22 protein-coding genes are annotated in these 22,372 nt (G+C 49.2%); 6 read left to right on the forward strand and 16 right to left on the reverse strand.

The window, feature by feature from the left end; translation table 11 throughout:
- Positions 1 to 15: 15 nt before the first annotated feature.
- From Psfp_RS09460 to miaB, 10 genes are all read right to left on the reverse strand, one after another.
- Positions 16 to 879: an AAA family ATPase gene (locus Psfp_RS09460; RefSeq protein ID WP_243120568.1), complete on the reverse strand. Its 864-nt coding sequence runs from the start codon at positions 877 to 879 to the stop codon at positions 16 to 18.
- Positions 880 to 1,088: 209 nt separating this feature from the next.
- The gene (gene hfq, locus Psfp_RS09465; RefSeq protein WP_134218300.1) at positions 1,089 to 1,331 is read right to left on the reverse strand and encodes an RNA chaperone Hfq; all 243 of its coding nucleotides are present in this window, start codon (positions 1,329 to 1,331) and stop codon (positions 1,089 to 1,091) included.
- Between the two features lie 49 nt (positions 1,332 to 1,380).
- Positions 1,381 to 2,337 (reverse strand): tRNA (adenosine(37)-N6)-dimethylallyltransferase MiaA, encoded by a 957-nt coding sequence (gene miaA, locus Psfp_RS09470; RefSeq protein ID WP_134218301.1) that lies wholly within the window; start codon positions 2,335 to 2,337, stop codon positions 1,381 to 1,383.
- The gene (locus Psfp_RS09475) at positions 2,334 to 3,155 is read right to left on the reverse strand and encodes a class I SAM-dependent methyltransferase (protein WP_243120563.1); all 822 of its coding nucleotides are present in this window, start codon (positions 3,153 to 3,155) and stop codon (positions 2,334 to 2,336) included. The genes miaA and Psfp_RS09475 overlap by 4 nt, the downstream gene beginning before the upstream one ends.
- 35 nt (positions 3,156 to 3,190) lie before the next feature.
- Positions 3,191 to 5,002 carry a DNA mismatch repair endonuclease MutL gene (gene mutL, locus Psfp_RS09480; protein ID WP_192895351.1) on the reverse strand — a complete coding sequence of 604 codons (1,812 nt, stop codon included), beginning with the start codon at positions 5,000 to 5,002 and terminating at the stop codon, positions 3,191 to 3,193.
- Between the two features lie 16 nt (positions 5,003 to 5,018).
- Entirely contained in the window at positions 5,019 to 6,371 is a 1,353-nt protein-coding gene (locus tag Psfp_RS09485; RefSeq protein ID WP_134218337.1) for a histone deacetylase, read from the reverse strand.
- A gap of 5 nt (positions 6,372 to 6,376) precedes the next feature.
- Complete coding sequence (locus tag Psfp_RS09490) at positions 6,377 to 8,053, reverse strand: hydantoinase/oxoprolinase family protein (RefSeq protein ID WP_134218303.1); 1,677 nt, start codon at positions 8,051 to 8,053, stop codon at positions 6,377 to 6,379.
- A 30-nt stretch (positions 8,054 to 8,083) separates the two neighbouring features.
- Positions 8,084 to 10,663 (reverse strand): DNA mismatch repair protein MutS, encoded by a 2,580-nt coding sequence (gene mutS, locus Psfp_RS09495; RefSeq protein ID WP_134218338.1) that lies wholly within the window; start codon positions 10,661 to 10,663, stop codon positions 8,084 to 8,086.
- Between the two features lie 159 nt (positions 10,664 to 10,822).
- Positions 10,823 to 11,218, reverse strand: coding sequence for a YlbF family regulator (locus tag Psfp_RS09500; protein ID WP_134218304.1), 396 nt, complete (start codon positions 11,216 to 11,218; stop codon positions 10,823 to 10,825).
- 255 nt (positions 11,219 to 11,473) lie between these two features.
- Positions 11,474 to 12,796: a tRNA (N6-isopentenyl adenosine(37)-C2)-methylthiotransferase MiaB gene (miaB, locus tag Psfp_RS09505; RefSeq protein ID WP_134218305.1), complete on the reverse strand. Its 1,323-nt coding sequence runs from the start codon at positions 12,794 to 12,796 to the stop codon at positions 11,474 to 11,476.
- A 194-nt stretch (positions 12,797 to 12,990) separates the two neighbouring features.
- On the opposite strand from miaB, the gene Psfp_RS09510 reads away from it, so the two are divergent.
- Positions 12,991 to 13,344 (forward strand): hypothetical protein, encoded by a 354-nt coding sequence (locus tag Psfp_RS09510; protein ID WP_134218306.1) that lies wholly within the window; start codon positions 12,991 to 12,993, stop codon positions 13,342 to 13,344.
- 27 nt (positions 13,345 to 13,371) lie between these two features.
- Here Psfp_RS09510 and Psfp_RS21600 read toward each other — a convergent pair whose 3' ends face one another.
- Positions 13,372 to 13,515, reverse strand: a complete 144-nt coding sequence (locus Psfp_RS21600; protein WP_190238964.1) for a hypothetical protein — start codon at positions 13,513 to 13,515, stop codon at positions 13,372 to 13,374.
- A 92-nt stretch (positions 13,516 to 13,607) separates the two neighbouring features.
- Here Psfp_RS21600 and Psfp_RS09515 point away from each other — a divergent pair, with 92 nt between their 5' ends.
- Both Psfp_RS09515 and Psfp_RS09520 read left to right on the forward strand, forming a co-directional pair.
- Positions 13,608 to 13,802 carry a hypothetical protein gene (locus tag Psfp_RS09515; protein WP_134218307.1) on the forward strand — a complete coding sequence of 65 codons (195 nt, stop codon included), beginning with the start codon at positions 13,608 to 13,610 and terminating at the stop codon, positions 13,800 to 13,802.
- A gap of 144 nt (positions 13,803 to 13,946) precedes the next feature.
- Complete coding sequence (locus tag Psfp_RS09520; RefSeq protein ID WP_134218308.1) at positions 13,947 to 14,579, forward strand: hypothetical protein; 633 nt, start codon at positions 13,947 to 13,949, stop codon at positions 14,577 to 14,579.
- A 5-nt stretch (positions 14,580 to 14,584) separates the two neighbouring features.
- On the opposite strand, the gene Psfp_RS09525 is transcribed toward Psfp_RS09520, so the two are convergent.
- Positions 14,585 to 15,016 (reverse strand): universal stress protein, encoded by a 432-nt coding sequence (locus Psfp_RS09525; protein ID WP_134218309.1) that lies wholly within the window; start codon positions 15,014 to 15,016, stop codon positions 14,585 to 14,587.
- A gap of 109 nt (positions 15,017 to 15,125) precedes the next feature.
- A complete protein-coding gene (locus Psfp_RS09530; protein WP_134218310.1) occupies positions 15,126 to 16,001 on the reverse strand; it encodes a CoA ester lyase in 876 nt (291 codons plus the stop codon).
- Between the two features lie 151 nt (positions 16,002 to 16,152).
- Here Psfp_RS09530 and Psfp_RS09535 point away from each other — a divergent pair, with 151 nt between their 5' ends.
- Together Psfp_RS09535 and Psfp_RS09540 are read left to right on the forward strand one after the other, a co-directional pair.
- A complete protein-coding gene (locus Psfp_RS09535; protein WP_134218311.1) occupies positions 16,153 to 16,554 on the forward strand; it encodes an Asp23/Gls24 family envelope stress response protein in 402 nt (133 codons plus the stop codon).
- Positions 16,555 to 16,687: 133 nt separating this feature from the next.
- The gene (locus Psfp_RS09540; protein ID WP_243120564.1) at positions 16,688 to 17,818 is read left to right on the forward strand and encodes a DUF362 domain-containing protein; all 1,131 of its coding nucleotides are present in this window, start codon (positions 16,688 to 16,690) and stop codon (positions 17,816 to 17,818) included.
- A 223-nt stretch (positions 17,819 to 18,041) separates the two neighbouring features.
- Here Psfp_RS09540 and Psfp_RS09545 read toward each other — a convergent pair whose 3' ends face one another.
- The 3 genes from Psfp_RS09545 to galT form a co-directional block, all read right to left on the reverse strand.
- Positions 18,042 to 18,338 (reverse strand): (deoxy)nucleoside triphosphate pyrophosphohydrolase, encoded by a 297-nt coding sequence (locus Psfp_RS09545; protein WP_205079531.1) that lies wholly within the window; start codon positions 18,336 to 18,338, stop codon positions 18,042 to 18,044.
- A 573-nt stretch (positions 18,339 to 18,911) separates the two neighbouring features.
- Positions 18,912 to 20,405 carry a glycogen synthase GlgA gene (glgA, locus tag Psfp_RS09550; protein ID WP_134218312.1) on the reverse strand — a complete coding sequence of 498 codons (1,494 nt, stop codon included), beginning with the start codon at positions 20,403 to 20,405 and terminating at the stop codon, positions 18,912 to 18,914.
- Positions 20,398 to 21,447, reverse strand: coding sequence for a galactose-1-phosphate uridylyltransferase (galT, locus tag Psfp_RS09555; protein WP_134218313.1), 1,050 nt, complete (start codon positions 21,445 to 21,447; stop codon positions 20,398 to 20,400). The genes glgA and galT overlap by 8 nt, the downstream gene beginning before the upstream one ends.
- Positions 21,448 to 21,734: 287 nt before the next feature.
- Here galT and minC point away from each other — a divergent pair, with 287 nt between their 5' ends.
- On the forward strand, positions 21,735 to 22,364 hold the full coding sequence (gene minC / locus Psfp_RS09560) for a septum site-determining protein MinC (protein ID WP_134218314.1): 630 nt from the start codon (positions 21,735 to 21,737) through the stop codon (positions 22,362 to 22,364).
- Positions 22,365 to 22,372 lie beyond the last annotated feature (8 nt).

Consider the following 22,372-nt stretch of genomic DNA (forward strand, 5'->3'; position numbering starts at 1 on the left):
AATTATTAATATAACTTAAATATCATTTGCTTCTCCGATCAGGTCTTCCCTTTTTAGGAGCATCAAATCATCTCGTGTCATTTTATTCCCGGGCTTTAGAAGCCGTACCGCCTGCCTGCGCATGGCCCTCTCAATCAGGTTCCGGACAAGTCTGGCATTGCCGCTGTTTTCATGGCATTTTTGTTCCTTTTCAATCACAAAACGAAGTTCTTCTCTGGCTCCGCTCGATAGTTCATACTGCTTCTTCTTAAGCATCAAATCGGCAATGTCTAAAAGCTCCAGGCTGCTATAATCAGGAAAGGACAGATGTACCGGGAAACGCGAACGTAAGCCCGGATTGGATTCGACAAACCAGTCCATTTCGTCCTGGTAACCTGCCAGGATTAGAATTAAATTGTCCCTGTGGTCTTCCATTCCCTTTACCAGCGCGTCGATGGCTTCCTTTCCGAAATCCTTTTCCCCGCCCCTGGCCAGGGAATAGGCCTCGTCAATAAAGAGTATGCCTCCCAGGGCCTTTTTAATCTGTTCCCTGGTTTTCTGAGCGGTGTGCCCGATAAATTCACCTACCATATCGGCCCGTTCAACTTCAACCAGGTGGCCTTTTGGCAGGACGCCGACCTCTTTAAAAAGCTTTCCCAGAATTCTGGCCACAGTTGTCTTTCCTGTGCCGGGGTTTCCTTTGAAAATCATATGCAACGACAATGGTTCCACGGCGAGCCGCTCAATTTGTCTGCATTTTTGTATTTCCACGAAAGCATAGATTTCTTCGATAAGCTTTTTAACACCTTTGAGTCCGATTAAGGCATTGAGTTCATTGATTATTTCCTTGGCGTTACGACGCGCTGCCTGGTCGTCGGAAGGCCGGGCTGCAATATACAAGGGTTGGCTAGAATAGACAGGTTTATTGGTCCTAACAGGACCTCTGCCGGGGTTTCCTGCATACTCCTGACCATTCCAAATTTTTATTTTCACCCGGTTTTCGCCACCTCTGCTAGGGCATTAAATCATTTAATGTATACGCCAGCGGTGGACATTTACTACCAAAAAATAAGCCCCTCAGATAGAGAGGCAAAAACCAACTCTATTGCTCAGGAGCTCTTGGCTTCGGAAAAAGATGTGCTGACAGGTTTAAGCGGGCTTATGGTTGATATGGCATGCTTATAAACCATCAGCTGTTTGCCGTCGCTTTCCAGGATTACTGTAAAGTTATCAAAGCCCCTCACCATTCCCTTCAACTGAAAACCATTTACCAGGAATATAGTAACGGGAATATTCTCCTTCCTTACCTGATTTAAAAAAGCGTCTTGTAGGTTAATTTGGGGTTTTGTCATTATAGGAGCTACCTCCGTTGGATATTTTTGTTATTATGTTCTACAAACCTTAAAATACTCCTTCTAAACTTTTGGTTATTTCTTTTGCAACCGCCTTTAAACTGCCGAACTCGTCTATATCAAGCCATCTAATCCTGCCGTCCCTGCGAAACCAAGTCAGCTGCCTCTTGGCAAAACGCCTGGTGTTTCGCTTTAAGAGCTCAACTGCCTGCTCCAAGGATATCTCACCAGTAAGGTAGGCGGCAATCTCCTTATAGCCAAGACTGCGCATGGCGTTTAATTCTTTGCTGTAGCCGGTCTCTAAAAGCCGGCGGACTTCTTCCACAAGCCCGGCCGCAATCATGGCGTCAACCCTTTGCTCTATGCGCCGGTAGAGGCTTGCCCGATCCATATTCAGGCCGAACATAAACAGGCGATAAAGCGGCAGGTGGTATTGGTTTCGTTTCATATAGCTTGAAGCTGGTCTCCCGGTCAGATAATACACCTCAAGGGCACGAATAACCCTCCTGGTATCCCTGGGGTGGAGCTTGGCGGCTGCCTCAGGGTCAACTTCCGCCAGACTCCTGTGGAGTTTGTCGTAACCATCTTGTTCTGCTTCAATCAAGAGACGTTCTCTTAACGCGGGCGCACTACTGGTGGCGCCAAATTCATAAGGGTCAATTACAGCTTTTATATACAACCCGGTCCCGCCAACTAAAATTGGCAAATTGCGTCTAAGCAAAATTTCGGTGATTAGATGGCGAGCCTCTTTTTGGTAGCGCGCGGCGCTGTATTCCTGATCTGGTTCCGCAATATCAATCATATGGTGTGGAATGCCGCGTCTTTCCACCAGGGTAGGCTTGGCGGTTCCGATATCCATATGGCGGTACAACAACATGGAGTCTGCCGAGATGATTTCTCCGCCGACATGTTCAGCCACCAGGACGCTAACCTCGCTTTTCCCTGTAGCTGTAGGACCTGTTATTACTATCAGGGGTTCCATTGCATTCTCTGCTTTATCCTTCATACCATACCCTGCCGATCAATTACACCATAAACCACAGGGGCATACCTTCCGCCACGGATTTCCTTGAAGCCCAAACGCTCGAATTCTTTGCTCCACCGTCGTTCTTTCATTACAACCCTTTTATTGCAGATCTGTAAGGCCATGGCTATTGTTTCACGATCAATAGGCTCAGGATTGGCAATATCTCTCATGGCGTCCATGGCGGGTGATTTTTTTCTGGGTATGCGGAACATCGGATCAAAATAGACAACATCGTAACTTCGGGCCGGCAAGCCGGCCAGGTAATCTTTGTGATGGGAATGCGCTACTTCAATCCTCAGCATAGCCTGGTTGATGTCTTCATCCTGGTAGGTTTTCAACCCATGTGCAACAATAGCCGCTATCAAGATCGAGCTTTCTATCCCGGTGACCTTGCCGCTCGTGCCGGATACATAGCTTGCCACGATGGCATCGGTTCCCAGGCCCAGCGTGCAGTCCAGCAAGGTGTCCCCCGCTCCAAGCGACATCGCTTGTATCATTTGGTCAGTTTTCCCATTTTTTAACTCGTTTATGCGGAGCTTGGCAAGCCCGGGATGGAAAAAAAATTCTGAAATTCCGGTAAAAAAGCTGATTCTTTGTGCAGATACAACCATCATACCGATAACCCCGGTATTAGATATCATTGTTTCAATAGATAAATCATTTCTTGGTATGAATGGTACTGAGAGCTCATCAGACAGCTTATTTGCTAGAGAAACCTGAACCGGCGACGGGCGGTGGGAGGTCGTTACGGCAAAATATTGCTGATTGTAGGTGATGCCTGAGTGACAGCCCGTCACTTAATCTACTCCTTCCTATCAGGTTTAAGCGGGATTTACCTTTTAAAGCGTGTAGCCAGGTCCCGGTAGGTGATTTTAATTACGGCAGGTCTCCCGTGCGGGCAAGTAAAGGGGTTCGCCTTTCCGGAAAGGCTTCTAAGCAGCGCTTCCATAGCGGCCAAAGTAAGCTTTTCCCCTGATTTTACAGCGTTCTTGCATGCTAAGGAGGCAGCCAGCACGTGAAAAAATTCAGTACGTGAGGAATCATTTCCTTTTTCCCTGAAATAATCCAACAGGTCGAAAAATATCGTTTTCTCCTGTCCTGCCGGGAAGCGTGAGGGAACTCCCCGCAATAAAAAAGTGTTTCCTCCAAAGTGCTCTATGATAAAACCTGCTTCAGTAAACCAAAGGATCCTTTCGGTGAGAAGAGCTGCTTCCCGGTAGTCCAGTTCCAGTGTTACCGGCCCCAATAAACACTGGCTCTGGGTAGAGCTCTGCCCGGCCAGGAATTCTTCGTATAAAACTCTTTCGTGAGCGGCGTGTTGGTCAATAATGTAAAGGCCGTCCTCCCCCGCTGCAAGGATATATAAGGGGAGCAGCTGGGCTAGGGGCTGCAACTCAGGGAAAGGAACTACCTGGTTGTCGTAGCCTGCCGGTTCCTCTGCGCCGGCTAACCGGCTTTCTGTCAGTTGACCATATGGCTGTGGCGTTGTTGACGTTATGCTTGGGCTGTTACTCTCCGGTATGATTTGAGCGCTGGATTGCGATTGTACCAGCTCGCTGAATCTTTCCTGCCGGACGGGCGTATCAAACTGGGGCATGACGACCAGTCCTGACTGGTACTTTCTATGGGTTGCTGAGGCTGCTGAAGGAATGAGCGCTTTGGTCCTAAGAGCTTCAAGTAAAGCCCGTTTGACCAGCACAGCCATTTTTTCCTCCTCCAGAAGGCGCACCTCCAGCTTGGCGGGGTGAACATTGACATCCAGAAGCTCCGGGGGGATGGACAGCGACAGTATGACAACCGGTTTTCGCCCTTGTGGAAGCAAGGTCTGGTAAGCTGCTTCAACAGCTGCTGTAACCGGTGTGCAACGCACATAGCGACCGTTGATAACGAGCGTGATATGGTTGCGGGTGCTGCGGCTAATACTGGGTTTTCCTACCATGCCGGTAATCGTTATCCTCTCTTCTGTAAAATTCAGGGGTACCATTTCCCTGGCCATAGCTGCTCCGTAAACTGCTGTTGCGGCATCTGCCAGTCGACCTGAGCCAGCTGAATAAAATACATCCCTCCCCTTCACTCTCATTTCGTAGCGTATATCAGGCCTGGCCAAAGCCAGGCGGGAAACCAGTTCCCCACAGAGGGAACCTTCAGTGGCGGGGCTTTTCATGGTTTTCCGCCTGGCCGGCGTATTATAAAAAAGTTCTTTTACAGTCACGGTGGTACCAGGAGGAGCCCCGGCCGGTACCATGGCAACGAGGGCGCTTCCCTCAACCTGCGCCTGGGCGCCGGTCATCGCGTCATGAGTCCTGGTTGTAACCGTTAGCTTAGAGACTGCGGCGATGCTGGGCAAGGCTTCACCTCTAAAGCCTAGAGTATAGATACAGGCAAGATCGCCGGTTGAAGTGATTTTGCTGGTGGCGTGTCGCTGGAAGGCGAGTTCTAAATCATCTCCTTCTATACCACAGCCGTCGTCGGAGACGGTTATCATCGACAGACCGCCGTCCTCGATATCTATGGCTATACGGCGAGCTCCGGCGTCAATTGAATTTTCCACAAGTTCCTTTACCACCGAGGAAGGACGCTCCACAACTTCTCCGGCAGCGATCTGGTCCGCAGTATATTTATCAAGTACGATTATCCTGGCCAAGTTTTGCTCCTCCGTCCTATGGACGCCATTCCTTACCCGCTTTCGTGTCATAACCCAGAAGGTAATCTGAAGACTTATCCTGTAGATAAATATAGTTGTACCCAACTGATTTCTTTGCGCCGGTATACAGGTCCGCAGCCTCATTACGGCATTTTGAGCAGGCGCCGAAAGGCACCGAAAGGCAAAGGACTTTACCGGCCTGGCCAAAACCGTGGGACACCTCTGATTCAATGGATAAGTAACCGGTGCAGTTGCTGCAAATTCTAAGCTTTTCGGTCTGGTGTTCTTCAATATAGTCGGTATCGTAAAAAATTAATTTTTCCCTCTCGTAATATCCGTTTACTGTTTTACCCCGGCCGGTTAAAGTGGTATCACGATTCTTCCAGTGCTTTAATAGTCCGTCCACCAGCCTTTTTAACTGTTCGGTCCGCTGGGAAGTTTCCTTGAAACGGCCCGGCCAGAAGTCAGGTTCCCGTACATTGCTGTAGTCAAGGCCGGCCAGAGCCAGAATAATGGCCATGTTAACGTAAGGCAGAGCGGTTTCGATGGCATAGCCACCTTCCAGCACAGCCAGGTCCGGTCGAAGTTTTTCTGTGAGTCTGGCGTATCCCTGGGCGGTGATACGCATACTCCCGAGAGGATCGGTATAGTGGTTGTCCTGTCCTGCCGAATTTACGACAAAGTCCGGTCTAAACTCCTCCAGGACCGGCAAAATAAGGTTGTCTACGATATACAGCAGGCTGTCGTCAGTTGTGCCTGGCGGTAGCGGGATATTGATAGTGCGCGCGTAGGCGCACGGACCGCCCAGTTCGTAAATGAAACCAGTACCAGGGTACAACGTGCGGCCGTCCTGATGAAAGGAAATAAAAAGAACATCCGGATCGTGCCAGAAAATATCCTGTGTTCCGTCACCGTGATGTACATCTGTATCGATAATGGCAACCTTTTTGATCCCGTGACGGCTGCGCAGGTACTCGACCATAACCGCTTCATTGTTGATATTGCAGAATCCCCGGTTGCCATGTACCACCCGCATGGCGTGATGGCCGGGCGGTCGGACCAGCGCAAAACCGTTATCAATAAGCCCTGCAACTATCTGATCTGCCAGCGTGATGGCCGCGCCGGCCGCAATCAGGTGGGCTTCGGTAGTCTGTGATTCAACCTGCGGGACGCAGAAGTGGGTTCTGGCGATATCATGAATAGAAGCTAGTTGAGGTGTGAATTCAGCTATCTGTGGTAAGTCGATAATCCCTTCCTCAAATATTTGGTCACGGGTGTAGAGGAGCCGCTCTTCCCGTTCCGGGTGGGTGGGGGAAATGGCCCAGTCAAAAGCAGGGAAAAAAATCAGCCCGGTCTGTTTGCACCTGATCTTTCTCACCCTTCTTGCCCCCCTGCTTCAATTCTCCCCGTAATACCCCTGGGAGTTTGTACCGTTATATCTATAAGCCTGCCCTTTGTTTGCCAGTCCCTGACCATATTGAAAACTTCCTGATGGGTTACCTCAAGTTGTTCCGGTTTAACATCCAGTCCATGTCTTGCGGCCATCCGGATTAAGCGCTCTCTTACAATATCCAGGGCTTGTTTCTCATTAAATTGCTTGCTGTCAATTTTCCCCTCGAAGCCTTCTTCCTGCAACAGGTAACTGCCCCGCTCAGTATCAGCCCTCAGGCTGAGCTGCAGGGTGGTTTTAGCCACTGCAGCGCCGACGGCGTTGGCGACCGCAGCGTAGGGAGGTATGATCGAACGGGATCCCAACTTTTCCGCAATCCGGTCTACCAAACCGTTGGCCCCGCCCCCTACTCCTACAACAGTCGAAGGTCGCACCTTTCTCTTTTGCAGTATTTCCCATACCCGATAGGCCGGTTCCAGTTCCCACTCCTGAAACATCTTATTAATCTGGGATGAAATACCATCTACTACCAGGTTAAGAATTTTCTCAGCGATGACACGGCTCCCGTTTCTCTCTCCCAGTATCGCCATTGCCTCCGCAGCCCTGTTTTGATCACCCAGGGTTGTTAAGCCGAGTACCCTTAACGCGTCGGTTGGTGTTGGGACAGGCCCCCCCATGCAGTAGGCCGGACCCATCCTTTTGCCGTGTATAATTATTTCATTTCCCATTCGTTCGAGTACGCTGTCCCCGCCTATGGGAACGGATTTGACTGCCAGTGTGCGCACTTGCGTCAACTGGCCTTCAATACGGGCGCCTTTAGCTGAGAGAAGAGGTTGTCCGTTTAAGATCAGGGCCAGGTCTGTGGTTGTTCCGCCGATATCAGCGATTACCGCAGTTTCACCCGGAGAGGTTAAGGCCAGTGCCCCGAGGGTGCTGGCAGCAGGCCCTGAAAAGATAGTTTCCACCGGTATCTTATCAGAATTTTCCATGGGCAGCGTACCGCCGTCAGCTTTTAAGATCAATGCTTCGGCAGTTATTTGACGCTCGGCCAGGGACTGCCGTACCAGGTTCAAAAAGTGGTGAAAAGACTCACGCGTGGCAGCGGTCAGGTAGGTGGTTACAACCCTTCTTGGAAAGTTTAGCTGTCCACCCGCCAGATGACCGAGTTCAACCTCCCAGTCGGGGTATTTTTCTTTGATTCGCATCGCCAGGCGTTTTTCATGGGATGTATTGCGTGGTGAAAATTTGCCGATTACGCATACTTTTTTAAAGCCCTGGTCAGCTATTTCATCAAGCGCCGCTTCGACCTCCCGTTCCTTTAAGGAAACAGTTTCTCTTCCCCGGTAGTCAATAGTACCGGTTAATATGCGAGTGAAGGTGTTAAACTGGTAATACGTATAGCTCAAGCCGGGACCGGGGATAAGGAGCAAAGCCACCGGATCATATTTTCGCTCGGCAATCAGGTTGGTAATCATGGTGGTGCTGAAAACAATCCTTTTTAAACGGCCGGGGTCGACATCCTGCAAGACTTTATCTAGAGCCTCGAGAATTGAACCAAGCAGGTTTTTTCCGCTTGGCGCCTTGGCACTTGCCTTTATTTGGTTTTTTTCTAATAATACCGCGTCGGTATACGTACCTCCTACATCAACTCCTATGTACATACTATATCCCACCTTCTACCATAATGCAGCTCACTTAAAAATCTGTTTGAGTTCCTGCTGTAAGTGGTATAGTTGGTTAAGCGCCTCCAGTGGCGTCATACTGAGGACATCCAGGCGTCTGAGTTTTTGTAAAAGAGCTTGTTCGCGTTCATTAAGCGTCACTGCCTCATTCTTACGGTGACTCTCCCTGCAGGCTGCTGCCTCTACAGCGCCTTCGCCTGTTTCAAGTCCCCGCAATACATCAGTTGCCCGTTTTACAATTTCGTCAGGCAATCCGGCCAGCCTGGCAACGTGGATGCCATAACTGCGGTCTGATTTACCCGCCACTACCTTGCGTAAAAAAACAATGTTCTCTCCGTCTTCCTTTACCGCTACGTTGTAATTTATGATTCCTTCGATCTGGTCAAGGTCGGTCAATTCGTGATAATGGGTTGAAAACAGGGTCTTGGCGCCTATTCTGGTATGGATGTACTCAACCAGCGCTCGGGCGATGCTGATCCCGTCGTAAGTGCTGGTGCCGCGCCCAACCTCGTCCATAATGATGAGGCTCCTTTTCGTAGCGCCCTGTACAATAGCCCGGCATTCGTTCATTTCCATCATAAAAGTGCTTTGTCCTGTGGCCAGGTCGTCAGCGGCTCCCACCCTGGTGAAAATCCGGTCCACCAGCGGGATTTGGGCTGACGCTGCCGGTACGAAGCTGCCTGATTGCGCCATCATGATGATTAAGGCTACCTGGCGCATATAGGTGCTTTTACCGGCCATATTAGGTCCTGTAATCATGACCAGGCGGCTTTTTTGATTATCCATGATGGTATCATTGGGGACAAACTTCTCTCTCAGTACTTGTTCCAGGACAGGGTGCCTCCCGTCCTTGATGATCAGTTCCCCATCCCCGTCAATTCCCGGTCGCACATACCGGCCCACCGCTGCCGCCTCGGCCAGCGAATAGAGCGCGTCGGCTCTGGCGATCGCTGCAGCTGTCGCTTGTAGCCGTTGGATGGCGCCGGTGAACTGGTCCCGGATCTCGCAGAAAATTTGATATTCCAACTGCATCAGGCGATCCTCGGCGCCCAAAACCAGGTCCTCATATTCCTTGAGTTCCGGGGTGATAAAGCGCTCTGCATTGGCCAGGGTCTGTTTGCGCTGGTAATCCTGCGGGACCTGCTCCAGGTTGGCCCTGGTAACCTCAATATAATAGCCAAATACCTTGTTAAAGCCCACCTTAAGGGATTTTATTCCGGTGCGGGCGCGTTCCTGTTCTTCCAGGCCGGCCAGCATAGATCTTCCTTCCTGTCTGACCAGCCTCAGCCGGTCGACTTCAGCATGAAAGCCTGTTTTGATAATGCCGCCGTCCCTGAGCGACAAAGGCGGGTTATCATTGATGGCCCCCTCCAGCAGTTCGCGGAGGTCTTCCATGGGGTCGATGTCACGACCCGTGTCCTGTAAAAGTGTCGCCTTGTACTGCCTCAAAAGCCCCTGCAAGTCCGGGAGGCAACCCAGTGATTTTTTCAAAGCAATCATGTCACGGGCATTGATGGTTCCGAAGGAAATCCTGCCGGCCAGCCGTTCCAGATCATAGATGCCCTTTAGCAGATCCTTCAGATCGTTGCGCATCAACATCTGCTGCAAGAGCTCATCCACTGCGTCCAGCCGCAGCACAATTTCATCTTTTTCAAGCAGGGGCTGTTCGAGCCAATTTCTAATCAGCCGCCCGCCCATTGCCGTTACCGTATAGTCTAAAACGGCCAGCAGGGTATTGCGGCGGGAGCCGTCTGACAGAGATCTGGTCAGCTCCAGGTTGCGCCTGGTTGAAGCGTCTAAGAGCATAAATCTGCCGGGATGGTAATAGTTTAGCTGCCTGATATGGGACAGATCTCTTTTTTGCGTATCCCGGAGGTATTTGAGAAGGGCCCCGGCGGCTGGAATGATCAACTCAAAGCCCGGGTCTTTGATATTTCCCGGGCAGTCCCGTCCAAACTGGTCTTCAAGTTCACGCAGAGCCTGTAAACGGTCGTAAGCCTCGTCCAGGTAAGCGCTGACTGTTACTGAACCGGCTAGCGCCAGGTCTTCACTGAGACGTTCTGCCTGAGAGAGCGGGAGAAGAACCTCAGCCGGCAGCAACCGGGCCAGTTCCTCAGTGAGCCTTATCCTCCCTTTTTCACCGGCAAAGGCGCTGACCATAAAAACACCTGTGGAGATATCGGTCATGGCAAAGCTGTAGTTGCTTCCATCCATGGCAATGCTCACAAGGTAGTTGTTTTGCTTTTCTTCCAGGAGATGACCTTCCATGACAGTGCCCGGGGTGATTACCCTGGTTACTTCCCGCCTGACGATTCCTTTGGCAGAAGCGGGGTCTTCCACCTGCTCGCAAATCGCTACCCGATACCTTTTGGCCAGGAGTCTGGCTATATAACCGTCCGCCGCATGATAGGGAAAGCCGCACATGGGTACTCGTTCGCTTCCCCCGCCATCCCTGCCGGTCAGAGCGATCTCAAGCTCACGTGAAGCCAGGCGGGCGTCGTCAAAAAACATTTCATAAAAATCGCCCAATCTAAAAAAAAGGATAGTATCCGGGTACTGCTGCTTTATTTCAAGATACTGCTTAATCATTGGTGTGAAATTCACCGGAACACCTCCTGGTGTTCATTATAACATATGGTATTCTAAACCAAAAGAAAAACCCGGTATGGGCTAAATCAAGTCCAAACAGGGTCAAATATATACACAAAATATTAATAACACCATCATAGAAATTACATTAAAGAAAAGTTAACTGCAGCCACACCCGCAGTCGTGGCCGGGGTGACACTCGTCTTCAGAACCACATCCCCCACCAATACCGATAAAGTCGCTGATAATTTTATTAACCTGATCAAGAATTGTTTCAAATTTCTCCTGGGCCTGAAAAAAATTATTGATGTAGGGATTGTTAAACATTCTTTTCTGACAATCCGCAAATTCTATCTGCTGGGACTCTGAAAGGGGCAGTCCCTGGGCCTGCATACTCTGCAAGGCATGCTGCAAACTATAGAATTCCTGGAGGATGCTTTGGGCCTCAGGATTCTGCATCATTCTCATTTCCGCTTCCCTTACGTTTTGGAATTCCTTCGAATTGGATAGTTCAAGGCCCAGTTCCCTGGCCTTGTTCAGGATAGCTTCCGACATGTTTTCACCTCGTTTCTTAAACCTAAAATAAATATTTTCTTTCAGATTTTTCCCCTGCCGATTAAACAGGAGGCAGTGTCACAGAATTCAACTGCTTAGCCATAGGAACCGTTTGGTCAACCTGGCGAATCTGGTTAAGTACCTGGCGTACAACCGAAAGGGGTTCCAGCCAACCACTCTAGTTGCCCTGACCTCCTCGCCCGCGTGTTGTTGCGACGCATCATCGGTTTTAACTGCTAGAAACTTTTTATCCTTTCATTGTTTTATTAATAAACCCTCCAGGTAAGCCAGGTGCGCCCTGGTAATCGTTACATGCGCAGTAGAGCCCGTTAACGTTTTGTCCCCAGCAAAAACAACAGTTTTATTGCCCCTGGACTTGCCGTACAAAAGACCTGGGCCGATGTTGCTTTCTCCTTCGACCAGGACCTCCTGCTGTGAACCCTCCTCCTCCTCATTTTTTTCCATGCTGATGGTGTTTTGCAGCTTAATTAAATCCTGAATGCGCTGCTTTTTTATTTCATCCGGCACCTGTTCCGTCATTCCGGCCGCAGGTGTGCCGGGCCTGGCGTTATATACAAAAGTATAGGAGCTGTCAAAGCGGACCTCCCTGATCAGGTCCATGGTAGCCCGGAAATCGCCGTCGTCTTCACCCGGAAACCCGACCATGATATCTGTGGTTATCGTTGCCGCAGGGATATATTGCCTGATTTTTTCAACTAAGCGCAAGTAATGCTCTCTGTTATAGCCTCTGTGCATTTTTTCCAGGATGCGGCTGCTGCCCGACTGGACCGGCAGGTGAAAGTGCTCGCATACCTTGCCTAGCCGCGCTATTGTGCGAATCAGCTCCTCGTTGAAGTCACGGGGGTGGGAGGTCATATACCGGATCCGTTCAATACCGCTCACACCGTCCAGCTTTTTCAGTAAGCCCGCAAAATCGAGCGGTTTTTTAAAATCTTTGCCATAGGAGTTAACATTTTGGCCCAGCAAAACTATTTCTTTAAATCCGTCCCCTGCCAGACCGAGCATTTCCTTGATTATATCATCCGGCTCGCGACTCCTTTCCCTGCCCCTGACGTAGGGTACGATACAGTAGGTGCAATAGTTGTCGCAACCATGCGTAATGGTGACCCAGGCCCGCAGTCCTTCCTTTCTGGCAGCGGGAAGGCCTTCCATGATTTCATCCGGTTCAGTCAAGATTTCCAGAACGGGTTTTCTTTCAGCTAAAATCCGGTCAATAAAAATAGGCAGCTGTTGTACATTATGGGTTCCAAAAATCATATCCACATAGGGAAAAAGCTGCCGCAGCCTGGCACCCATACCTTCCTGCTGCGGCATACAGCCGCAAACTCCGATAATCATGGCTGGATTCGAACGCTTTCGGCTCTTTAACCGGCCCAGATAAGAAAAGACTTTGTTCTCAGCTGTTGCCCGGATACAGCATGTATTCAAGAGGACCAGATCAGCTGTACCGGTATCTTCAGTTGGACGGTACCCCTTTGCCTCAAGCATACCGGCCAGAATTTCTGAATCGTGCTCGTTCATCTGGCAGCCGAAGGTTTTAATGATATAGGATTTCAAAATGCAATAAAAACCTTCCTTTTCCTAAAGATGCAAAACTATTATACAGGTAAATAATACTGAATGCAAATTAGCTTATCTAGTGATGAATGTAATTAACAATAATGTGTCCTGGTGATAAAACGAGGAATTTTCCATTAATTGAAGAATACCAATTGTAGGTATTACCACAGTGTATGACGGGAGGAGTCGGGATGTTGGAAAAATTAGCGGGAATCATAGTGATTTTAGGGCTAATTTTATCTGTAGTTGGTGAGTTTATTAACTCAAACCAAATCAGAACATATGGGATGCTACTCCTTTTGGCCACGGTCACAGTCGCAGGAATCCGGTATATCCGGTTTCACCTGCACAACCCGGCTGTTGAGTTTGAGGGAGTATGTATTGAATATAAGCGTCTTTCTACGCACTGTGTTCTCTCCATAAGGACCGGATGGTCAGATGTATATTATGGGCAAGCCAGCTTAAAAACAGGCGACGGAATTAAAGTAGGAGATAAAATAAAGGTTAAGGTCAGGGGCAGGTATATCCTGGAGGTGAGCCATTGAAACGGAAACGATTGATGACGGGCAAGCTTAATTGTTGCCCTCGTCAAAAATAATAATTTCGCAGTACAAGTGGCAGCTGCGGCATAATAAATTATGCTGTCCCGGCTCGATCTCAACAACCAGTTCGGTGGAGCCGCATTTAGGACAGTAGTTAAGCAGCTTAGTCGCCATACTAATCACCTCATCTAGAATTTGCACAGCAGGTATAAAAATCACCAGTTTAGGAACACTTCAGTTAGCGTTAAAAGGAGGTGTTTTTAAAATTGGTAGATACCGGTGTTAAGGCTGAAATCCAACACTGTATCAGAAATGCCCAGGACTGTATGATGGAAATGGGAAAAGTTCTGGAGAAGCTTCCTGAGCAAAGCCATAGCGAAAAACCACATTTAATGGAGCTATGTCAAAAAACAGGAGTGCTGTTACAAGAAGCCCAGCAGCGATGTGAAAAGGTATTTTAAGAGTTCCCCGGCAGCGCCGGGGAACTATCTTTTACTCTATCCCCTTTTTCCTGCGATATGATCATGATATAATTTTTTTGTTCAGTTCTTCAAGCGCAAAGTAACTGCTTCAACTGCCTGTGGCCGGGAAGGGAGGGAGTAAAAGTGCTGATAGAAGACCTGGAAGCGGCAAGGCAACTAATTGAAATGCAAATAAAAGATATTGCGCATGTTATCACCAAGGCGCCCTACGGGTTTGAATACACATTCTGGGAGGACTTCACCGCTAAAATTATTGATCGCATATATGGAAATGAATCCTCCCAGCGCCATGGGTTCGAACAGGCCGGCCGGGGAGGTTGTTTTTCTGTTTTCGAGTCCTATTCAGAGCACCAGAGACGTGAGGACTTTATAGAAATTCTCAACTGCAAAAAGGACTACCTGGAAAACCTGATCCGGGAACTGGAAAACCGCCAGCGTTCAAATGCCGGTAACCCGGCTGAAGAAAGCCATCCGGATGGTTCAAGGCTTTTTAATGATTTAGATGCGTTGTTAAATTCAGAGGAAGTCTCGCCCCTGGACCGCACCATAGCTGAAATTTTATCTGGCATACAAGACCCTGCTGTATTGCAGGAAGCACGCCAACACCTCCTCGAACTTCGTGAAGAACTGTTAACGGCGAGCCCTTCCTGGTCCAGGATGAAAAAGCCGATGGTCTGGTTGATTGAGTTTGGCAAAAAAGAATTTTTTGCGATCCTTCCTTTTATTGCTGTCTATATAAGGAAGATTTCGGACTAAGGGAATTACTTGACTAACGTAACCCGGCAATTGGCCTCGTGAATAACTTTATGACTCACACTGCCGATGGCTGTACCGCGGAGTTCGCTTACCCCGCGACTGCCCATGATAATATGATCATAGGCGCCCCGCTCAGCAAATGCGATAATGACTGCGGCGGGGTCACCTTTTTCGATGTAACCCTGTACATTCTGGCCCTCACTGGTGAATATCCGGACCGTATTGTCCAAAATATCCTTACCTTTGGCCTCAATAGTCCCGTCAATAGTCTCAAACATATCCTTCGTTTGATTGTTAAGACCTTCCTTTTCCGGAAGAACAACCAGGACATCAAGCTTCATATCCGGGTTGAGTTTCATCAATCGCGCAGCGTAGGCTGCAGCCTTTGCCGCAGTGATCGAACCGTCACTGGGCAGCAACACCTTGCTTTTCAGCATAAGGGCCTCCTCCTTGTGAGTCTTCTTACTTTTGCCAAACTCTTGTGATAAACGCAACGGACAAGGATATTTTACCCAGAGACTACCTGAAATACCAAACTATATTCGTTTACTCGCGCTTATTTGCCAGCAGTTCAGCCAGTTGGAGGATTCTGCGGGCACGGTTGGCGATAGGGTATTCAATCATTTTCCCGTCCACCTGTAAAATAGCCTGTCCCTTGGCTTCGGACTCGTCAAAAACAACTACAATCTTTTTGGCCCAGGCAATTTCCTCCGCCGTGGGGGCGAATACTTCGTTTAAAGGCGCGATTTGTCCAGGGTGGATGGCAAGTTTGCCTTGGAAGCCCATCTGGCGCACTAATTTGGCGTCCGCCACCAGACCTTCAATATCCTTAAAATCCGGATAAACCGTATCAATGGGAGCTTCTATGCCCGCCGCGCGGGAAGCCACGACAAGCTGTGAACGGGCGTAAAAGAGTTCTGAACCGGCTTTGGAAAAGCTGGTTCCGATATCCTGGACATAGTCGACTCCTCCCAGGAACATCCTGCTGACACGCGGGGAGGCGGCGGCAATGGCATAGGCGTTCATAATCGCGTTAGCGCTTTCGATAAAAGGTATTATTTCCAAGGCGCCTGGCGGGAGTCCTCTTTCCTTTTCAAACAATCTCATCAGCCAATCAATTTGACGGATTTCCTCGGCGGACTCGGATTTTGCCAACACAACGCCTTTTATACCTTGAACCACCGATGCCTGGAGGTCGGCCAGGATAAAATCAGTTTGGGCGCTGTTAACCCGGATGAATACATCCCCCCGGCGGGGTAATGTAAGGGCTTCTTTAAGCGACTGCCTGGCATGGGCCTTTTCGCTGATCGCCACGGCATCCTCCAGGTCGAGCACAACCCCATCGGCGTTTAACATCAGCGCCTTGCCCGCCTTGCGCAGGTTGTCCGCGGGTACAAATAACATGGTACGGTAAAGTGACACGGCTATACCTCCTCCTAAGGATTCTTTTACTGAATATTCTCCCCGATTATGCCCTTTCCTTTTTCTGCCTGAACTTTTAAGAGTCTTTTTATGGACATAGATTTAATGTGAATGATATAATTGAACTTGAAAATATTGGGAGGTGAAAAGGTTGGAAGACCAAATCAACCAGCTTATTATAAAGGGTAATGATAGCGGTTCCGTTAAGATATCCGATGAAGTGGTCAAAATCATTGCAGGCATGGCCGCCATGGAGATCCAGGGTGTAAGCGGAATGACCGGGGGAATAGCCGGTGGACTTGCCGAGAAACTGGGACGCAAAAACCTGTCCAGGGGAGTTAAAGCAGAAGTTGGCGAGCAAGAAGCAACTATAGATATTTTTGTTATTGTTGAATACGGCGCCCCTATCAAAGATGTGGCCTGCCAGATTCAAACAAAAGTAAAAAACGCCGTGGAAAGCATGACCGGTTTAAGAGTCCTGGAAGTCAACGTAAATGTACAGGGTGTTTCCTTTGGCACAGAGAACAAGGATGAAGACGGGCGGATAAAATAGAGATGATTTTCCCGAAGATGGTTAGAATCAGGCAGACCTTGCCGAGCCTGCCGCTGGCTGTGATCCTGCAGCAGAAGTAAGAAAGACGCTGGTTGACGCGGGCTTTGCGTCTAAAATCAGGCCGGGCGCGCTGGTGGGTATCACTGCCGGCAGCAGGGGGATCAGAAATATTGCCTTAATCCTGCGGCAAGTTGTTGATCTGGTAAAATCTCTGGGTGGAAGGCCGATTATACTTGCCGCCATGGGCAGCCATGGCGGCGGCGTCCCGGAAGGACAATTAGCGTTGCTTAATTCACTCGGCATATCGGAAGACAGGTTGGGAGCTCCCCTGGATTGCACAATCTATTCGCTGGTTGTCGGCAGGGCCTTTTACGGGGATGTATTCATTAACAAAAGTGCGCTGCAATGTGACGCTATTGTTGTTGTTAACCGTATCAAGCCTCATACCTCATTTCATGGAGACCACGAAAGCGGTCTACTGAAAATGCTGGCCGTAGGTCTGGGCGGGCCGGCGGGGGCCGCTTCCCTGCATGGCTGCGAGCCGGGACTCCTGTCCAGAGCGGTGGCAGAGGGTGGTCTGGTAGTATTGAATAATGTTCCGGTGGTACTGGGACTGGCCGTGCTGGAAGACTCCTACGAACAGACGCGCAAGCTGGTTGCCCTGCAACCGGAAGATTTTTTGCATGGCGAAAAGAGCCTGCTGGAGGAAGCCAGACAGTTTTTGCCGGGTCTTCCGACGGCTGACCTGGATGTCCTAGTTGTTGATCAAATAGGTAAAAACATCAGCGGCACAGGAATGGATACAAATGTCATCGGCCGGTTAAGGATCCAGGGTTCAACAGAGCCGCAAATCCCACGTTTTAAAAGAATCGTAGTCCTGGACATAGCGCGGGAAGCGCACGGCAACGCTTATGGTATAGGATTGGCTGACTTCACGACAGAGCGCCTGGTGGCCAGTCTGGATCGCCGGGTTGTAAATCTCAATGCTCTTACCAGTACCTTCGTCCAGCGGGCCATGATCCCCATGAGCCTGCCCAATGACCGGGACGCGATTGCAGCAGCGATCAGGAGCCTTGGCGTGAGGGCTGGCGCTGAGTTAAAGATAGCCCGTATCTATAACACCCTGCGCCTGTCCGAGATGCTTGTTTCTGTAAAGGTCCTCCAGGAGATTGAACACCTGCCTTTCATTCAGGTTCTAGGAGCGCCGGAAGAGATTGCTTTTACTGCAGAAGGAAACCTAACTCCTTTTTGTTCGTTCTTTTAGGTGACAAGTAAAAGCCTGGTGTGTGTTTTCAGCACTGCAGTCAACTTTAGTTCGGCTGCCGCCGTAAAACCACATGATATGATGTAGATTAACCGGGCAACTGATGAATAGTGCGTGACGCCATTAACCAGATCCTGCTTGCGCTGTTAAATAACTTACCACCGGTTGATCCGCTTCGGCGAAATGGAAGCTTTTTAAATCCCCGGCGCCCACCCATCTGAAGTCATGGCAATCCTTTGTCTTTGCCTCTCCTCCCTGATAACTGCACCGGTAAGTGTAAAATCACCCTTAGTTCTTTGTACTGGTGTTCTACAATCATCAAGCGATCCCCAACCCGGATATCAAGGTCTAGCTCCTCCTTGATTTCCCTCCTCAGGCATTCCTCCGGGCTTTCGCCAGGCTCAATCTTGCCGCCGGGGAACTCCCACTTAAGACCCCTGTGGGCACCTTTTAAACGTTGGGATATTAGTATCTCACTGCCTCGTTCAATGATTGCGGCGGTAACGTTTAATGTTTGCATTATTAGGGTAACCGGCCCGGCGGTTACCGCTTCCCCCCTACCATGCTTTCTTCAATACAGTGATAGTCTTCAAAGCATATTAATTCTTATTTCAATATAATTAGCCATTAGCCCTGCTTTAAAAATAATACTCTGGATGCCTTTAAAAAACTGTGGGTGCGAATTAAATGTGAAAATAGTTTTGCAGCCAATATAAATTTGAGTGTATCGCAATGGTAAAGGTCATTATTCACTGGTTTTCGAAAAGCCTTTGGGGTAGTGGGCTTGGGGTTATCCTCCGCTCTCTTCGCAATTCTCCATTTGTGCAACATGAGCGTTATACCGACCGCATCTACAGACTGCCATCCGGTAGCTACGCGCTATTTAAGCTTTGATGCATGCAATGCACGCGCTAAGGAACGCACCCAGGTGCTCCGCTTGCTCCGGAAAACCCCAAGCCCGCAAGTCAAGCCTTTTCGAGCAATATTCTTGAGACAGGTGAGCGGCATGATTACCCACTACTATATAAATTTTGCCTTATCTAGACCGAAAAAACAATAAATGCCCTCCCGTTGGGAAGGGCATTTTTGGTTTTTAAGCAATTCTTTGCATGTCCAGATGCCGTGTTATGGCCTCCTGATAAAGCTGGAGGTATTCCACCCCCGAGCGGGCCCAGGAAAAGTCCAGTTCCATAGCATTTTTAACCAGATACTGCCATTGTTCCGGTTGCTCCCGGTACAGCTGTAAGGCCTTTTTTATAGAGTGAAGCAGGGCCATACCTGCATACTCAGAGAAGCCGAAGCCGTTTCCGGAACCGGTGGCGGGATTGTAATCGTTAACCGTATCGGCCAAACCACCGGTAAAGCGTACTATTGGTATGGTTCCATAACGAAGGCTGATCAATTGACCCAGCCCGCAAGGTTCAAACCTGGACGGCATCAGGAACATGTCCGAACCCGCGTAAATCCGCTGCGCCAGTATAGCGTTAAATCCAATATATAAGCCTATTTTCTCAGGATAGCGGCTTTTAATATTTTCAAATAGCTGTTCATAATGTGGTTCTCCGCTTCCTAAAACAACAATCTGGATATCTTCCTGCATGAGCCGGTCTATTATCTCGCTGATCAGGTCCAGTCCCTTTTGGTCAACCAGCCTCGTAATTAAGCCAATTACCGGGATATCCCTCTCCGGCAGCCCCATCTCCTTCTGGAGCGCAAACTTATTTTCTTTTTTATTAGAAACGCTGAACTGATCAAAATTGCGATGGATCCGTGGATCTGTCCGCGGATTAAACTCATGGTAGTTAATCCCGTTAACAATGCCAAACAAGTCGGCAGAGCGCTTACGGAGCAGCCCGTCCATTCTTTCACCCAGATCGGGTCGCTGAATTTCTGCCGCATAAGTGCGGCTTACGGTGTTGATGATATCCGCATACAGAATGCCGGCCTTCATATAGCTAACGCTGCCAAAGAACTCAAGGAGGTCCGGGTGAAAATATTCCTCCCCTAAGTTCAGCAGTTTTAAGGTATCTTTCGAAAAATTACCCTGGTATTGCAGATTGTGAATGGTGAAAACCGTAGCTATCCGGTTGTAGAAAGGATCCTGGCGATAGTGGGTTTTTAAAAGAAGTGGTATCGGCCCGCTTTGCCAATCATTGCAGTGGATGATATCAGGCTGCCATTCCAACTTGGGGAGCATTTCCAGGACAGCCCGGCAGAAGAAAGCAAACCGCTCCGCCTCATCATCGAACATATACATTCTATCACGATAAAAGTAATGATAGTTTTCAACCATATACACGGGAATTGTTTTATGTGCGCCCTGGTAGTGAGATTCAATAGAGCTTTCTTTAATGATGGCGGTTTCATAGCGGTTCTTAAAGTGCACGGGAAAATCAAGACGGTAGGCAGCGCCTTCAATTTGGCGGTAACGGGGCATAACGACTCTGACGTCATTGCCGGCATTGTCATTTCCAACCAAAGCAAGTGCCTTAGGCAGCGAACCGGCTACATCGGCAAGTCCGCCTGTTTTAGCGAACGGGACAACTTCTGAGGATACTAACAGGATTTTTAAGGGACGATCAAACATACCGGGGTACCTCCAATTCAGATTCTTTTTGTAAAGGATAGAACTCCTGTATTTCTCGCAAGGCCTGGGCAGCTATCTCAGGTGGGGTGGGGTTGATATAATATCCCGTACCCAGTTCAAAACCGGCTATAGTAGTCAGGCGGGGCAGTATTTCCAGATGCCAGTGATAATTTCCATGGTCATCCTGTACGTTAACGGGTGATGTGTGCAGCACTATGTTATAGGGTATGTTCTTAATCATCAAGGTCATTTTGCGAACAACAGACCTCAGCATAGCCGCCAGGTCCTGCACCTGTTGTGCTCTGATCTGCCCGAAATCGGACTGGTGTTCAGTAGGGACAATCCAGGTTTCAAAGGGAAAACGTGAAGCAAAAGGCGCAAAGCAGACAAAATGCCGGTTCTCAGCAACCAGTCTTTCCCCTTCCCTCAACTCCTGCGCGATAATATCGCACAGGGCGCATCTGTCATGTCGGTTATGGTATTCATTCATCCCGGTTATTTCCGCATTGACCTCGCTCGGTATCTGAGGTGTCGCAATCAGCTGCGAATGGGTGTGTTCCAGTGAAGCGCCGGCCGTGTGGCCGGTGTTTTTAAATATTTGAATATATTTCAACCTTTGGTCTTTGCGAAGATCCAGGGATCGATCACGCCAGCCCCAGACGACCTCCTCCACCTGTTTCACTGATTGCGTATCAAGCCCTGGCTCATGTTTGGTTGACTCAACGATAACCTCATGCGCGCCCACCCCGCGCATGAACTGGTAAACACCGCGTTCCTGCAGGTAGGGTTGGCCCTCGATGTCAACTGCGGGAAACTTGTTTGGCACTACCCGCATCCACCAGCCGGGAGTGTCCCTGCCGGTTCCCTGTTCGCGATAAGCGATTATTTCCGGAGGGGTCTCTTTTTCGTGGCCTTCGCATAAAGGACATTCGCTGGAACTCTTTTCATCCCTGATCTCTTTGTAGTTGGAAGGGCGTTTGGAGCGTTCTGTGGCGATGACAACCCACCGGTCAACGATGGGGTCCTTCCTCCATTCGGACATTTTAGTACCTCCCGCAAAATAAGCTTAAATTGACACTAAACATTATAGTCAGCCGCAAAATCAATTGTGAACCAGTTACTACCAGTTATGTAGCGCTATTGATCTATTTGTTTTGCCGGGCACAAGGGACAATTAAGTGCACTTAAATTGAGATTGCCGCAAAAGTGATCTTTTTATGCAGGGTGCGATTTTTTTATTGATAATATTTCTGAATTTTAAAGGATTAAGTCAAGTAAAATCGAATTAAAACAAGGTATTGAGAAAATTGTGGAAAGAGGCGGTTACCTTTGGGCAGTCAAATGGTTAGTTTTAAAGGAACAAGGAACGGCTTGGTAATTGTCCTTGACCCAAGCCGAGAATTTGAAGATATCAAAAATACACTGCGCTCAAAGATGGAGTCGGCCAGGGGGTTTTTTAGCGGCGCCAAGTTTTCCATAGCTGACATTCACCAGAAAATCCCCACCAGCCAAAAGGATGAGCTTGAGGATATCTGCCGGCAATACGGAATGGTCCCCAACCCTGACGGCAGTGTTGTGACACGCTCTAAAGCGGCCCGGCAGTACCAGAGCCAGAGCGCAATTCCTTCGCCGGTTGGTGATGGTGAAGCCGCGCTCATGGTCAGGCGTTCACTGCGTTCGGGACAGCGTATCGTTTATGCGGGACATGTTGTTGTACTGGGCGATATCCACCCTGGCGCAGAGGTGATGGCAGGCGGCAACGTGCTGGTGTTGGGGAACTGCCGGGGGGTAATCCATGCAGGTATTGATGGAAACAGCTCCGCCAAGGTGGTGGCCATACGGCTGTCTCCAACGGTATTGAGCATTGCGGGCAAGAGGTTCACTCCCGACCTTACCGGACAGCATGCCGGTTACTGCCGTACTGCCCGCTTGTCCGGCAAGGAATTTGTTTTTGAATAAGATCATTC

The sequence above is a fragment of the Pelotomaculum sp. FP genome (assembly GCF_004369245.1).
Taxonomy (GTDB): Bacteria; Bacillota; Desulfotomaculia; order Desulfotomaculales; family Pelotomaculaceae; genus Pelotomaculum_C; species Pelotomaculum_C schinkii.

Excerpts from the sequence above, each read along its gene's own strand:
- Psfp_RS09500 (WP_134218304.1), bottom strand. The coding sequence starts at position 11,218 with ATGTCGGAAGCTATCCTGAACAAGGCCAGGGAACTGGGCCTTGAACTA.
- Psfp_RS09525 (WP_134218309.1), bottom strand. The coding sequence starts at position 15,016 with ATGCTGAAAAGCAAGGTGTTGCTGCCCAGTGACGGTTCGATCACTGCG.
- Psfp_RS21600 (WP_190238964.1), bottom strand. The coding sequence starts at position 13,515 with ATGGCGACTAAGCTGCTTAACTACTGTCCTAAATGCGGCTCCACCGAA.
- Psfp_RS09510 (WP_134218306.1), top strand. The coding sequence starts at position 12,991 with ATGTTGGAAAAATTAGCGGGAATCATAGTGATTTTAGGGCTAATTTTA.
- Psfp_RS09490 (WP_134218303.1), bottom strand. The coding sequence starts at position 8,053 with ATGTACATAGGAGTTGATGTAGGAGGTACGTATACCGACGCGGTATTA.
- mutS (WP_134218338.1), bottom strand. The coding sequence starts at position 10,663 with ATGATTAAGCAGTATCTTGAAATAAAGCAGCAGTACCCGGATACTATC.
- glgA (WP_134218312.1), bottom strand. The coding sequence starts at position 20,405 with ATGTTTGATCGTCCCTTAAAAATCCTGTTAGTATCCTCAGAAGTTGTC.
- miaA (WP_134218301.1), bottom strand. The coding sequence starts at position 2,337 with ATGAAGGATAAAGCAGAGAATGCAATGGAACCCCTGATAGTAATAACA.
- hfq (WP_134218300.1), bottom strand. The coding sequence starts at position 1,331 with ATGACAAAACCCCAAATTAACCTACAAGACGCTTTTTTAAATCAGGTA.
- galT (WP_134218313.1), bottom strand. The coding sequence starts at position 21,447 with ATGTCCGAATGGAGGAAGGACCCCATCGTTGACCGGTGGGTTGTCATC.
- Psfp_RS09545 (WP_205079531.1), bottom strand. The coding sequence starts at position 18,338 with ATGCAAACATTAAACGTTACCGCCGCAATCATTGAACGAGGCAGTGAG.